Source organism: Streptomyces sp. NPDC013187, from assembly GCF_042899705.1.
GTDB lineage: Bacteria > Actinomycetota > Actinomycetes > Streptomycetales > Streptomycetaceae > Streptomyces > Streptomyces hawaiiensis_A.
The window spans coordinates 48,128-62,092 of sequence record NZ_JBIBAF010000011.1; the positions used below are offsets into that span (position 1 = coordinate 48,128).

At 70.0% G+C, this 13,965-nt stretch carries 10 protein-coding genes and 1 pseudogene; 6 read left to right on the forward strand and 5 right to left on the reverse strand.

Features of this window, described 5'->3' with window-relative positions; genetic code table 11:
• Window positions 1-58: 58 nt before the first annotated feature.
• Window positions 59-805 carry an alpha/beta fold hydrolase gene (locus ACFY5B_RS23795; protein ID WP_389972295.1) on the reverse strand — a complete coding sequence of 249 codons (747 nt, stop codon included), beginning with the start codon at window positions 803-805 and terminating at the stop codon, window positions 59-61.
• Window positions 806-1,156: 351 nt separating this feature from the next.
• On the opposite strand from ACFY5B_RS23795, the gene ACFY5B_RS23800 reads away from it, so the two are divergent.
• Window positions 1,157-1,396, forward strand: a complete 240-nt coding sequence (locus ACFY5B_RS23800; RefSeq protein WP_389972297.1) for a hypothetical protein — start codon at window positions 1,157-1,159, stop codon at window positions 1,394-1,396.
• A gap of 314 nt (window positions 1,397-1,710) precedes the next feature.
• On the opposite strand, the gene ACFY5B_RS23805 is transcribed toward ACFY5B_RS23800, so the two are convergent.
• The gene (locus ACFY5B_RS23805; protein ID WP_389972747.1) at window positions 1,711-2,889 is read right to left on the reverse strand and encodes an AAA family ATPase; all 1,179 of its coding nucleotides are present in this window, start codon (window positions 2,887-2,889) and stop codon (window positions 1,711-1,713) included.
• A 904-nt stretch (window positions 2,890-3,793) separates the two neighbouring features.
• On the opposite strand from ACFY5B_RS23805, the gene ACFY5B_RS23810 reads away from it, so the two are divergent.
• A complete protein-coding gene (locus tag ACFY5B_RS23810) occupies window positions 3,794-4,441 on the forward strand; it encodes a hypothetical protein (protein WP_389972299.1) in 648 nt (215 codons plus the stop codon).
• A 292-nt stretch (window positions 4,442-4,733) separates the two neighbouring features.
• On the opposite strand, the gene ACFY5B_RS23815 is transcribed toward ACFY5B_RS23810, so the two are convergent.
• Window positions 4,734-5,528 (reverse strand): LppX_LprAFG lipoprotein, encoded by a 795-nt coding sequence (locus ACFY5B_RS23815; RefSeq protein ID WP_389972301.1) that lies wholly within the window; start codon window positions 5,526-5,528, stop codon window positions 4,734-4,736.
• Window positions 5,529-5,833: 305 nt separating this feature from the next.
• On the opposite strand from ACFY5B_RS23815, the gene ACFY5B_RS23820 reads away from it, so the two are divergent.
• The 4 genes and pseudogenes from ACFY5B_RS23820 (at window position 5,834) to ACFY5B_RS23835 (ending at window position 9,439) form a co-directional block, all read left to right on the forward strand.
• On the forward strand, window positions 5,834-5,959 hold the full coding sequence (locus tag ACFY5B_RS23820; RefSeq protein ID WP_389972303.1) for a hypothetical protein: 126 nt from the start codon (window positions 5,834-5,836) through the stop codon (window positions 5,957-5,959).
• Between the two features lie 81 nt (window positions 5,960-6,040).
• Window positions 6,041-6,991: an RNA-binding protein gene (locus ACFY5B_RS23825; RefSeq protein WP_389972305.1), complete on the forward strand. Its 951-nt coding sequence runs from the start codon at window positions 6,041-6,043 to the stop codon at window positions 6,989-6,991.
• 18 nt (window positions 6,992-7,009) lie between these two features.
• Window positions 7,010-7,156, forward strand: a pseudogene (locus ACFY5B_RS23830) (DUF2199 domain-containing protein); the annotation flags it as partial.
• 1,353 nt (window positions 7,157-8,509) lie between these two features.
• Window positions 8,510-9,439 (forward strand): ADP-ribosylglycohydrolase family protein, encoded by a 930-nt coding sequence (locus ACFY5B_RS23835; protein WP_389972307.1) that lies wholly within the window; start codon window positions 8,510-8,512, stop codon window positions 9,437-9,439.
• A 1,519-nt stretch (window positions 9,440-10,958) separates the two neighbouring features.
• Here ACFY5B_RS23835 and ACFY5B_RS23840 read toward each other — a convergent pair.
• On the reverse strand, window positions 10,959-13,640 hold the full coding sequence (locus ACFY5B_RS23840; protein WP_389972309.1) for a tetratricopeptide repeat protein: 2,682 nt from the start codon (window positions 13,638-13,640) through the stop codon (window positions 10,959-10,961).
• A 22-nt stretch (window positions 13,641-13,662) separates the two neighbouring features.
• Window positions 13,663-13,965 carry a trypco2 family protein gene (locus ACFY5B_RS23845; RefSeq protein WP_389972311.1) on the reverse strand — a complete coding sequence of 101 codons (303 nt, stop codon included), beginning with the start codon at window positions 13,963-13,965 and terminating at the stop codon, window positions 13,663-13,665.

Genomic DNA, 13,965 nt, shown 5'->3' on the forward strand with positions numbered 1-13,965 from the left:
AACGTTGCCTGCCGCGGCACGATGCCGTGCTTGAGATGCGGTGACAACGCATGGCGTATCAGCGTGAGTTGGACGATGGCTTCGCAGCGGACGGCGAGTTTTTCGTAGCGCGTCGCGACTCCTCCGGCCTGTCTGAGGAGCCCGATCCGGCATCGGACTTTGTGCCTGGCCTTGTATCGCTCACGGTCGAAGCCGGGCGGGCGGGCACCGGTCGAACCTCTGCGAAGGCGGTGCCCCGCCTGGTCGCGCTTCTGCCCAAATGGTGTGCGGGATCTGCCGGCGCCGCAGGTAAGGCGGATCTGACAGGAGGAGTATGCGCGGTCGGCCAGGACATGAGCTGGCCGGGTGCGCGGATGTCCGCCACCGATCCGCGGAACACTGATGCCGTCACGGCCGCCGGGCCGTCCAGCAGGAGGGTGATGAGCGGCGGCTCGTGCGCGACCAGAGCCGTCACGTCTGCCGGATACTTCGCCACGACCTCGAGCGCGGTGACCGCTCCCCCACTGCTGGCGAACATCTCAACCGGCCCGTCCCCGAGCGCCTCGATGACAGCGTGCACGTCGTCGGCCTGAGCCTGCGGCGTGTGGTCGACCCGCCCGTCCTTACGAGCGCTGCGACCCAGGCCGCGCGGGTCATAGGTGACCACGGTCCGCTCAGGAAAGCGCGCGGCGAGCGCGACGAAGCCACTGGCGTCCATGGGTTGCCCGATCATGAACAACGGCGCGCGTCCCTCTGCCGCCGGCAGCGGCCCGCGAACGTCATAGACCAGGTCCGCGCCGGCTGTTTCGAGCGTGTGAGTCTCCATACCTGTGCAGACCGGCCCCGTCCCCGAAACTCATCGGCGCGGCAGGCACCGCTCCGCGAGAGGGCCACGCTCCCACCTCGGAGCGCGCCCGCGCCTGATGACAGGAGTGCTACCGGGAGCTCCGGCGCCGCGGCGGCCGACGACCCGGACGCGTTCATCCGTACCCGGAACCGCCCCTGATGTCCGCCATCACATGCCGTCCCACGGCATCACGGACCCAGCGCCCCGCCTGCGAATCCTCCACGGCAGCGGACCACCACACCCAAGCGCCCTCCAGGCGGGCTCTGCGTATCCATGCCGACAGGTTTCCATGAGTGCCGCCATCAGCCTTCATACGGACCCTGGGGTCGGGTGTACGACCTGTTCCGTCGCCGGCAGCGGGACGGCACCCGGCGGCGGATCTTCACCGCGCTGCAGGCACGGGCCGACACCAAAGGCCTGATCACCTGGGATCCCAACGTGGACTCCACGGCGTGTCGGGCTCACCCGCACGCGGCCCGGGCGAGGAAAAGGCGGACCTCCCAAAAAGAGCCGGCCGGCGGCATCGCCACCGAGCCGGACGACCACGCCCTGGGAAGCGCTCCGGCCTGACCGCCAAGCTCCACCTGATCACCGAGCAAGGACAAAACCCCCATGCCGGACGTGGACGCCGCTGCGCAGCCCGGGCCCCCCGCAGTTCGAGCCCGTCCTGGAGAAGGCCCGCGTGCCCCCCCATCGGGACAGGCCGCCCCCGCGCCCGGCCCGATCGTGTGCGCGCCGACAAGGCGTACGCGTCGGGTGCCTCTGCAGAGACGGCACACGTTGATGAGGGACGCCGCGGTCCTCCCTCCGGGATTGATCGTTCTCACGGGTACGGTCAGCCCCTCCGCCCGGACCGCTGCAGAACCCGTCAACTACGAGAATCATTAGGTGCGCGGCTCCGGCAAGACGGCGTCGGCGGTGATCGCATCGGCTATCTGTTCGACGGTATATCCGTCGGTGTCTATGCGCAGATCACCGATCCCGGCATCTTCCAGGCCGGCGGCCGATGCCACCGCCTGGTCGGCGACGTGGAGCAGGCGTGTGACGGACTGCCCCCGCAACGGGTCGCCCGGTTGGGCCCAACTGCCGCCTTGTCCACGGGACATGATGCGTTCCGTCAGGTGCTTCCGTCCGGCGTGCAGTCGGCACAGCGTGAGCTCGGTCGCAGGCAGTGCCTCGGAGTACGCCTTGACCGTGGCCTCGTCCTCGACCGGGCCGGACATGATCAGGCACTGGGCCCCGGCCGCACGGTAAGTCCGCCAGACGGCGGCCAGGTTGCGGGCCTTGACCCGGTGGTTGGCGGGATCATCCGGAACCGGGCGGCAGAAGCCGAGCTGGTCGAGATCAAGGTACGCGGCGGTGGCACCAGCGCCCAGGACTCTTTGGTAGACCTCGAAGCCGACCGTCGACTTGCCGACGCCGGTCGCGCCGCACAGCCACAGAACCGGAAGATCAGCGGAAGGCTCCGCCTGTGCCAAGGCCGAGCTCCTGCCCGCAGCGGTGACCGCCGACGGCTCGGGCGGGTCAGCTGACCGGCCGAGAGCCGAGGCCGGCCATCCGCCGGTTCGCTCCCCGACACGCCGCGCCACCTCGTTCACCAGCGATTGGCTGGTGTCGACGCAGGCATCTGCGAAGGTGCTCGCATCCAGGGCGTCGGCTTCCCGCAGCACCCCGTCGACCAACTCGGCAGGATTCGCACGACCGGTGAACCGCTGCCGAAGCACCTCCCGGTCGGCACGCAGGCGGCAGACCGTCACCGCGGCCTGCGGAATCTGGTCGACGTGCACTCCGCAGGCGGGATCGACGACACCCGAAACGATGAGACACCGGACGCCGGCCGCCCGGAAACCGGCCACCACCGCATCAACGTTGCGTGCCTTCATACGGTGCCGCCCTGGATCTGCCGCAGGCTCGGGGTAGCAGATCCCCAACTGGTCAACATCAACGAAACCGATCTCGATCCCGGCCCTTTTGAGGTGGGAGTACATCTGCCAGGCGACCGTGGTCTTCCCGACTCCTGGCGGACCGCAGAGCCACAGCACGGGGAACACAGGGCCCCTCACCAGCTTGCCGCCGGATCCGGGCGACGCGCCCCGAGCTTTGGAAGCGCGGGTTCGATGAAAGAGACCATGGCCCCGGATTCTCTCCATCGCGCACGTGCCTGTCGACAGACTTTGGCGCGCTCGCGGAACGCCCCAGCGAGGAGCAGGAACAGGCACTCATCAAGGGCTGTCCCGTGAGCGGTGCTTCAGTCGGCGGGGCAGGACGCAGGTGACAGGAGTCGGTGGCAACGCTGACCGCCGGTAGGGGACGATCACGACATGCACGGCCCTGCTCTCGCCGGACGGCGTCAGAACACGTCGAGCGGTGTGGTGCCCTGCTGACGTCGGATCGATGCTCGGCTCGATGCTCGGCCTGGCGCTTTCCACGCCGGGCGGGAGAGGACGGGTGTGTCGCTCACTGTTCAAGATCGCCTGGCCGTCATCGACTGAGTTCCTCTCCTCGTCAGCATCGCAATACCGGCTGCACGAGGTCCGCGGGACCCTGATTCTCGACCGCGTGCTTTTCGAGCGCATGCGGCAGACGGCCACTGCCGTCGGCCGCAGGAGCGGCCACGTCCCGGACAGTTCGGTTGCCGCCTGGATCTGGACGGATGGGAACCGGAACGCCTCACCGCCATCAGGTCTGCCTTTCCTTCATGCACGCCGCCGCCGAGCCTCCTCGTGCCGCTGCGCACCTGCTCGAATGCGCGTTGTTCACCACCGTCTGGGAGACATCCGACGAGCAGCACCACAGCGCGCGCCGTTCACAGCCCTGCTACTCCGAGCCGTGCCGGGGCGTACTCGGTGTCTGGTCATGACACGGTCGACGAACGCCTCCGTTGGCGGCCGGTTTCGGCCGGTAGGCTCTGGCCCCGACGGAGGCCCGCGAACCGCCGCGCCACGGCCATTGCGGAAGGGGAACGTGATGATCGCTGCGGAGTACGGCTACGAGGTGCTGCCCGGAGCGGCGGTGGACACGCCGGGCGTGCAGGACGTCCTGCGGCGGCGTGAACGCGGCCTGCGGTGGGGCCTTTTCGCATTGACCGCCGAAGTGCTGCTGCTGGCTGCCGTCCTCTCTCTTGCGGGCCCCGGCTCCGCCCCGGGCTTGGTCACCGCCGCCTGCATGATCCCCGTCATCGCGGTCACGGCCGGCCTGACGCTGTTGTGGCGCCGGGCGCGACGTCGGGAGCGGCTGGTGATGTCCACCTACGGCTGGCAGGTCTGGCCCGTGCGGACTCAGGACGTCCGGGTGGTGGCCGCCGAGGGTGAACGGGTCCAGGGCCGCCGCTGGGGTACGGACGGGCGGGTCGTGCTGCTCCAGCCGGACGGCCAGAGCCACTGCTCGTTCCCCCTCCCCGCGGACGGCTGGGACGGCCCCCGTCCGCGGGGGTCCCGCCCGCCGGAGCGAGTGTGGTTCGCCGGTGACACCCGGTTCGGCGGCATGGTCGCCGAACCGGGCGGGCTGCCCTTCCGCTACGTCGTCCGCTCCGTGCCGGGCACGCGTCGTGGCACCAAAGCGGAGGACGAACTGGCCCGCCGCGCCGGACTGATGCCCCGCAACCGGCGGCGGTAGGCGTTTTGGACGCCTGTCAGCCGGATGTCGGGTGCTGGAGCATGCTGGGCCTGACGAAGACGGCGTGCGGCAGGCCTGTGCCCGGCCGCTGCCGAATGCAGGCGCCGGTCGGGCGGTCGGTCCGGCTGTGGTGGGGCGCTCAGTCGAGGAGGCGGCACAGCAGCAGATACCGAGTCCGCCGGCCCTGCTCCGCACCTGCCCCAGGAAGACTGAGCCCCTTGCCGGTTTCGTCCCCGCCGCGGGCCTCTGGTCTGACGTCCTCCCCGGAGCCCGTGCCAGGTTCGCCTCCTGCTCAGGCCAGCAGGACATCCTCACCCGCCGTCACAGGGACGATCTGCTCGGCCGACGGCGCCTTGGCCTTCACCGGCGTCCCGAAGTTCGACAGCGTCATCGTCGTCATGGCCTTCACACCGCCGAAGCAGGACAGCCGGACCTGAACGGCGCGCCCCTTCCCATCGACCCACACGTCCGCGTAGACGGGCATGTCGTCGCCCAGCTTCTCACGCAGGTCGTTCAGCCCTCGCTTGGTCTGCGCCGTCATCCGCAGCGTCGCGGTGGCGTGGTCGATCGTGCCCCGGTAGTGCACCGCAGGGGCGCCGTTCACCTGTTCCTTGCCCTCGTTCGACACCTGCCGCATCGCCTTCACCTGGCGCAGCAGGTGCTCCGGGTCGTTCAGCGGCGCCCGCAGGAAATAGCGGGTGAGTGCCTCGCTGCGGACGGCCGAGGCCCACTTGTCCTCGCCCACCTCCCGCGAGCCCCGCACATAGACAGTGTCGCCGACGAAGACCTCCTCGACGGGGTCCATGCCGCTGTCCTCGAACTCCACCGTGAGCCGGCCCCTGTCACCCGCCAGGTCGAAGGCGCCGGCAATGGCGAACACGTAAGTCCTGGGGCTGCCGACGGACTTCAGCTCGATCTTCTCGTCCACACGGGCGCTGTCCGCGCTCGTCCTGTCGATCGCGGCACGCACGGCCGCCCCGTGATCCTTGGTCTTGTCCGCACTCTCCTGCGAGTCACTGTCCGTGCTGCCGGAACAGGCGGTGCACAGCAGGAGGACAGAAGCGCAGAGGAGGTGGGCGCGGCGCATGAACTCTCCGGGGAATCGTTACTGTGGCAGGGCGGAGCCCGAGAGGGGGCCTGCAGATCGTCGCACAAACCGGTGACGGGGCCGGAGGGTTTGGGCCCTGACGCCCTGTTCCTTTAGCCGGAGGTCGCCGTCACCCCGTTCGCTTATCCAGCCCGATGGGATTCGCGCGCCGAAGGAGCCCGGAAGCTCCAGCGAGTGTCCAGTGTCGACATCGGCGCAGCGGTCCCCGGGTGGGGTGAACCAGGAGCGCATCGTGGCGTCCCGGTCCCGGCGGGCAGTGCCTGTGGTACGTGATCGGAAACCTCATGCGCACCACTGCAATCGCCGCCCCGGCGCTCGCCCCGGTGGCCGTCCCGGCCTCCGCGTCCGGCAGTTCCGGTGCGGTGAAGGCGTCGCGGCACGGGGCACTCAAGACCGGCCACCTGAGTTGACCTCGGGGTACATGGACACGCAGCCGGACGGGCAGTCAATCGCTAAGCTGGGCACTCCTTCCGCCTCGTCCGGGGAGTAGCGTGCCGCCGGCCTTCGTCCACCGGATCACCAAATACGACCCCGCCGACCGCGACGAGCACGGCCACTACACCGGCGCCGAGGACGCGGTCAGCGACCACGGACCCGTCGAAGCGGCGTACCTGGCGGCGATCGCCGCCTTCGCGGAGGCATCCGACATCGACCGGTTGGAGATCCGCGAACCTGCGGTCACCGGCTTCGTCCACTTCGGTGTGGAGCCGCCGGTTGAGGGGCACGGCCTCGGCGGGCTCTTCCCGCCCGACCTCACCGGCTACCACGATGGGGCCGAGGTCCCGCTTCCGGTAGCCCTGGAACTGGTCCGGGTCATGCTCCGCGACCAAGGCGCTTGGTGCCGACTGGAGGTGGGGGATTTTTTCACCGTGCATGTCGGGTGGGACCAGTATGTGTACGTGGGCAGCGACCGGCCCTGTGCGGAGGCCGTGGCCCGGACGCGGGCACTCGGCCTCTTCCCGGAACCGCTTACGGCCTCGCCCTACGCGGCCGAGGTCGACGAAGCGGAAGTGACGGAGCCAGCCGACGAGCACTTCTGGATACGCGTGCACACCGCTCTGGCCTCACGGCATGCCTTGCTCCTCGAGGAAAGCTACGTTCGCAACGCCGCACGCTGGCACCGAATCACGCCGGAGAACCTCGACACAGTGCGCGCCGGTCTCGGCCCGCGCGCCCTGCTGACCGTCTGGCCCGACCTGACCCCAGACGTCGGCGCCGTCCTCGCCGCATTGCCCCAGGATGAATCCATCGACTTCGTCTGGGAGGCGCAGGACGGGACGATCAGCCACGCGATCGTCGACGACACCGACTACCAGGAGCTCAGCGCCCACGTGGCCGATGCCCGCGCCGCCTGCGCCCTGCCCCTGTCCCTCGCCGGACAGCACCCGCTGCTCTGTGCTGCCCTCCCGGACAGCGACGGCGTCCTGCGCGCCCGGTGGTGACCCGGTTAGCGCGCCGGCACCCGCCCGGTCGGTGGGCGTCCCTTGGTGGAGCTCGAGCCCACCGACCACTCTCTCGCCGCAGAACAGCGCACGGGGATCAGCCTGGACCGCGTACGGGAGATCGCGGCGACCGTGCTCCACACCGGCGACGGCGAGGAGCAGTGATGGCTGACAGGCCGATGTCGTCCATCCCTGTCGGGCCCCTCGGTCTGAGTCGCAGGGCCCAGTGGTTTGTCGAGGTAGAGGGCATCCACGGGCACCGGCAGGACGTCCTGCGACACGCGAGGCGTGGATGAGGGGGGATCACCGCCGCGGAGATCGACCGGGTCGCCGTATTCCAGGACCGCTGGGGCGGTCTCGCCCTGCCGCCGGTCCCGTTCTACGAGGGCGGTCCGCGCATCTTGGACTCCTACTGCCCGAAGCTGATGTCCGCAGAAGGCTGGTCGTTCCCCGCACGGACTGCCGGGTGTCGATGCCCTATGGATGCGCGATCGGCCCCAACGGGACGTTTCGGGATCGATGCCCACCGCTGGACACCCCTGCATGCCGACACGGACGGATGGGTGGACTCCCTGGCGCTGGCCGCCCATGCCCGTCGCTGGGCCAAGACCATCACGAGAATCACGGGCGAAGCCGTCGAGTCACTGGGTTTCGGCGGATTCGAGCCGGTTCCCGAAGTGCAGGGCGTGACCGACACCTGGTGGCGGGGCATGGACTCGCTTATCGCCCTGTACCGGGCGAGGCCGTGGGTCTTGACGCCCCGCAGTGCCTCGAAGCACACGTTTACGGCGGCCTCGACGAGTGGGGGCTCCACGGCGACTGACTCGTGGGGGCCGGATCTGAGCATCCAGATGGCCAGAAGGGCCAACTATCGTGGCCCGCAGCAGCTCCCACAGTTGCCGGGATCCTGAAGCCCACACGGCCAGGGTCTGGCGGTCCACCAGCGCAGCCGCTGCTCTTCGGCGAAGTCCACCGCCGACCTGGTCACCTGCCGTTGGTCACGATCACCGCGATGTCCGTGCCGTGCACTGGCCGTGCCTGCCTTTGAAGATCTGCAGATCCGGTGTGCCCACGGCCGAGGTGCGGGCACCGTTGCGCCGGTGCTGGCACCGAACGGCGGCCGACCGCGGTGGAAGGCATCAGGTGTGACCTGGACGCTGCCGGACCCGATGCTGAGTTCGCCCGTACCCGAGACCCGCCTACGTCCCGGCCGGCCGCGGAGTTGAAATGGGACGGCTTCCGGGCGCCCGTATCCGTCGACGCCGGGAGAGTGGTGCTGCGCTCCCAGCGCGGCACCCAGTCGGGCCCCGCCTTCCCGGAGATCGTGGACGGCGCCGCGCAGCTGCCCGACGCGACTTCGCTGGACGGTGTTATGTGACCTGTACGGGTGTCTCAGACCCAAGGTGTCTCAGGGGACGCACCCCCATAGCCGAGACGCGTTCGCCTCCGATGGTTCGGGGAGCCGGAAAAGGAAACAGGGCCGTGCGGCCGTCGGCGCGGCGCAGATAACCTGCGCGAATGAAGCGGATTCAGCGGGCCGCTGGCGCGGTCGTCGGCTCAGCGGTGGGTGACGCCCTGGGAGGCCCCTTCGAGTTCGGTCCCCAGGGAGCGTTATCGGTACGGTTTCCCGCGCCTGGTGCCGGTGGCGAGATGTGCGGAGGCGGCGGCTGGGACCGCGGCGAGGCCACTGACGACACACAGATGGCCGTCCTGGTCGCGGAATCGCTGCTGGAACGGGGCGGACTGGATCTGCCGGACATCTTCGCCCGCTTCCAGCGGTGGGCAGCATCAGACCCCAAGGACATCGGCCTGCAGACCGAAGACGTCCTGACCAACGGCATGCCCTGGGGCCTCGCCGCCGCGATCCATTCCCAGTTCAATCAACGAGCAGCCGGAAACGGCTCCTTGATGCGGGCCTCGGCCTCCGCGGTCCACTTCGCAGCAGCCGGCCAGGAAGCCACCATGGATGCGGCCCGCCGCATCGCCGCCCTCACCCACGGCGACCGCGCGGCCTGGGAAGGCACCGCGATCTTCCACGAACTCATCCGCGTCACGCTCGAGGACACCGACCCCCTCACCGCGCTCCCGGACATCCTGGCGCTGGTCCACCCCGAGCACCGCGGCCGCTACTCCACAGTCCTCGCAGCCGACTGGCACCCCGATCAGGCGACCGAGTTCAACGGTGCCGTCTGGTCTTGCCTGGGCTCCGCCGTCTGGTCCCTACGCAACAGCACCAGCTTCGAAGACGCGATACGCGCGGCGATCGACCTCGGCGGTGACACGGACACCGTCGCCGCGGTGACCGGAGGCCTCGCGGGGGCGTACTACGGGCTGGATGCAATTCCCGCACACTGGACCCAGCCGCTCCATGTCCCCCTCCCAGGATTCGATGGACGGGTGCTGCACCTGGCGGATCTGCTCCACCTTGCCCACCGCCTCGCAGGCTGAAGCCGGATCCTGCTCCGCGACGGAATCTTCTGGAAACTCCAACCCTCAGCCGCGGTCACCTGACCAGCGGCTCCGCCAGGAGAACAACTCGATCAGCTCAGACAGACACGCAGGTTCGGGCGCTCAGCATCCGCCGGCCGGGACAGCACGGCCTCCGCCCGAGGCACCGGAAGCACTACGTCTCCCTCGGAGTACTGGCACTTCCAGCCCTTCTCCACGACAAGCAGCGGTGGTGGTTGCAGGTGTGCAGCGACCACCTCGGCATCCTCGCCCGCATCCGCGACCACGTCACGATCGACGTGGCCACGGCCACACCCCCGGGTGAAATCTGCAGCAGACACAAGGCATTCACAACCGCTACCTGGTCCCCCTTCAGGACGACGGGCTGAACGTAGACCCAACCACCGGCGGTGTTCTTACGCGGGTGAACTGTCCTTCACCGAGTGGGTGGCTGTGCGGCGCAGTGCCGGTCGGCACACAGGCGCGACCGGTAGGGAGCAAGTGAGAAGGACCAGTGCAAGGATGCCCCAGCCTGCTCCCCCGGCGCCGCTGACCAGCGTGACGACCAGCGCGGGCCCGGTCGCCACCACGGCGCCTTCTGTAGTGCCGCGACAGCTTGGTACTGGCCTTGGGCGCCGTGTGCCATGAGCTTGATGGACAGTCCCCACCGGGCTGCCACGTAATACAGCTCCCCCAGCACGTGCCGGCCCAGTCCGGCGAGGACGACGACGGCGGCCACTACCGGGCTGGCGGGCCCGGCGGCTGCCGCGAAGGCCAGGCAGCATCCGGCGAGTGCGACGCTGGCGCGCCATGAGGAGCGTACGGCTCCGGTCAGTCGTTGCCCGGTGCGGGTGACGGGCACCTGGAAAAGGGCGATCAGGAGGGAGCTGGCGAGCACAGACAGTGGGGCGATCCATACCGGTGCCGTGGTGTCCTCCTTCAGCCACAGGGGCAAGCCGCTCGACAGAAGTGCCCAGCGGGGCAAGGAGAGCGGGTCTGGTGGCGATACAGACTTCTGAGGGGCTGTTCAGGGCGTCTGCTTCCAGGTTCGCCCCGCGTACCCTGCCAACTTCGGTCGGGGCGTGCGTCCGCGCTGCGCAGCGCCCGCGGCCGCACACCACCCACTTCAGCCGGTCCGATGGCGGCCGCCCTGGCCATCTCGGCGAGGTGTCGGCCCCCGCTTCGTCTTGACCCCTACCCCTTGGCATGCCGCGGCCTCGGGGTCGCCGTAGGAGATCCCGAGGCCGCGGCGCCGGTGATACGTGTGCTGCTCGGCCCTGGGCAGGACGACCGGGAGCGGTGTCACTCGTCGGGGTGGAGGACGACCTTGGTGCAGCCCTCGATCCGCTTGTCGAACTTGTCGTGGCGCCGGCCTCCGGAAGGGGCCAGCCCGCCGACGTCACTTCACGGGCCGGTACGGACCGGCCCGAGCGGACCGCCGTCGGTGCTGGGGGTTGCCGCCGGCCTGGATGAGCGGGGAGAGGTCGAAGACGCTGATCAATCCGGGTGTCGGGCCGCCTCAGCCGGAGGCGCGCTCCAGAGCTGCCTTGAGTTCTGCCACCCGCCGCGGGATGTCGAGGGAGCGGACCAGCTCCAGGGCCTCGCCGTACGCCTCCCGGGCGAGGGCAGGCCGGCCGGCGTGGAAGTGGATGTCTCCCGCGATCGTCAGCATTGTCGCCAGGCCTGCCTGGTCGCCGCGGTGCCGGTGGAACTCGGTGGCCGGCGCGAGAGTCTCCTCGGCCTCGGCGTACCGGCCCATCTGGTCGTACGCCAGGGCCAGATGCCATTGGCACCAGACGATCTCGGCGGGGTCGCCCCGGCGCCGGCTCGCCTCCAGGGCGTCCGTCAGCACGCGTGCCGCCTCCTCCGGCCGGTCCAGTTGGCGGTAGGCGTCGGCCATGTGGGTGGAGAGCCAGATCTCGGCGCCCTTGTCACCCCGCTGCCGATAGATGGCCCGGGCCTCGGTGTAGCGGCGCAGTGCGTCGCGGGGGCGCTCCAGGTCACACTGGAGGTCGCCGAAGTGGGTCAGGATCCAGCCCTCCTTGTCCTCGTCGCCCCGCGAGCGGGCGATCTCCAGTGCGCGCTCGTACAGCCCGGTCGTCTCCTCACGGCGCCCCAGGATGCGCCGTGCCTCGGCGAGATGGATGAGCGACCCCAGTTCGGCGGACTCTTCGTGCCGCGCGCGGGCTGCCTCGACCGCCATGGTCTTGGCGGCCTCCATCTCCTCCCACTGGCTGCGGTAGAAGAGGAGCCCGTACAGCGGCTCCACCAGACGCAGCACCAGCTCCCACTCGTGACTTTCGTACGCACGACGGATATTGGCCTGGACGTTGAGGTGTTCCTCCGCGAACCAGTCGATCGCCTCGGCGGGCAGGTTCTCGTGGGCTCCCGGGCGGCTCATCCAGGTGTCCAGCCGGGTCGCGTACCAGTCCGCGGAACGCCGGAAGGCCTGGTGCCGCTCGGCCTCCGGTTCGGTGCGCTCGGCGTGCTCCCAGGCGTACAGGCGCAGCAGGTCGTGCAGCCGGTAGCGCTCGCCGGTAGGTCCGTCCACCTCCACCAGTTGTCGGTCGGCGAGCTCGCCGAGGAGACGTCCGGCCTTCTCCTCTCCGATGTCGGCGCAGCGCGCCGCCAGTGCGGGCACGAAGTCGGCTCCCGCGAGCAGGCCGAGGTACCGGAACAACCGGCGGGTGTCCTCCCGCAGTGCCCGGTAGCTGATCTCGAAGCTGCTGCGTACTCCGATGTCCTCGCCGTCCAGTTGGCCCTCCAGCTGCGAGATGCGCCGCCGTTCGTCGGCGAGCAGTCCGGCGTGCTCGCTCAGTGGCCGCCTGCGCTGGGAGGGGGCGATGAGGTTCCCTCCGGTGATGCAGATGGCCAAAGGCAGTCCTCCCAGGAGGGTAACGATGGTATTCGCGGCGTCGTGCTCGCGGGCGACGCGTTCGGTGCCGATGATGCGCTGGAAGAGCCGCAGCGCCTCCGTGTCGGGCAACGGTTCGACCTCCACCCGGTCCGCGCCTTGGATGGAGGGCAGGGCCGAGCGGCTGGTGAGGATCGCGGCGCTGCCCGGTGCCGCGGGCAGCAAGGGGACGACGCGGGCCGCTTCGGCCACGTTGTCGAGGACGAGGAGGCTCGGACCGGCTCGCAGCTGGTCCTGGAGCCGCTGCCGCCGCGCCCGCGCGTCGGGCGGCAGGCTGTCGCCGGACAGCCCGAACGCCTGCAGGAGCTCGATGACGGCCGCCTCAGTCGACACGTCGAAGCCCTCGCCGCCGAGGTCGATCCGGATGCGGGCGTGCCAGAAGGTGGGCGCCAGGCGGTGGGCGATCTGGGTGGCGAGTTCGGTCTTGCCGACGCCCGCCATGCCGTGGAGGACCACCACCGGGGCGCTGTCCTCCAGTTGGTCGACGAGCAGGCCGGTTGCCCTCACGATGGCCCGCTCGCGGTCGGTGAAGTTGGCGCGGGCCCTGCCCAGGTTCATGTGCCGGGTGGTGCGCGGCAGGGCTCCGGCCGGGATGCGTGGCAGGGCGACCCAGTTGTCCGCCCGCAGGTCCCACCACCACGGTGTCCCCCGGCCAAGCTCGATCAGTCCCGTCAGGGGTACCACGGTCAGGGTGGACGACCCTTCGGGGAGGTGGTGTTCGCTGACGACTCCCACGGCCAGTGCGCCCAGCAAGGGGTCGTCGCTGAACACGACCGCCCCGGACATGCCGCGCCACTGTGAGCCGTTCCTGCCGGGCGCCCCTTCGGGCGTCGACTGGGTCCGGAACTCCAGCAGGCCGCGCCGCAGATGGGAGCCGGGCGGGATGACTCCGTTGATCTGGGAGCTGTCGCGCAGGGGCACGTCGGTGCCGGACTGCGGGTGCTCGTTCCAGCCGGGGTAGCCCATGGCCCAGCAGTCGACCAGCGCGGTCCGTCCGCGGTCGATGCGGGCGTACCGGACGGCGGGCAGGTCCGTGAGGGAGGGGTGGTCGGCGACCCGCAGGACGGCGAGGTCCTGTGTGGGGTGCGCGGCGAGGACCTCCGCCGCCAATTCGAACCGGTCCCCCCGCCGGACGCTGATCACGTCGTCCACGGAGCCGTCGGTGAGAACGTTGTGCGCGGCGGTGAGGACCAACCGGCCGCCGACGAGGCACCCGGAGCCCACGCTCCAGGGGCCCGTCCGGCGTCTGCGGAGGATTTCCACCGCGCGCTCGATGGGGGCGGTCACCTCGGTCGTCCAGGTGTCCGGGTCAGGGCTTGGCGAGGGAGGCCCGCGTGACACGCACCGGCCGTCCCGTACGGTCGGTCGGCGCCTCCAGCGTGACCAGGACCCGTTGGATCTCCTCGCTGCGGTACTGGCCGTCGCCTCCGAGTTCCAGCACCCAGAACTTGGCGCGGCCCGTGCCCGTCGCCTGGTGTGTGACCCCGACGCTCAGCTCCAGTTGCACCTCGCCGACACCGAAGTGGAAGTTCGCGTCCGAGCCGGCGGCGACGGCTTCGGCGAGTTCCTCCCGCAAGGCGGCGATGGTCTCGGCAAGCCCAAGGTTCCCCAC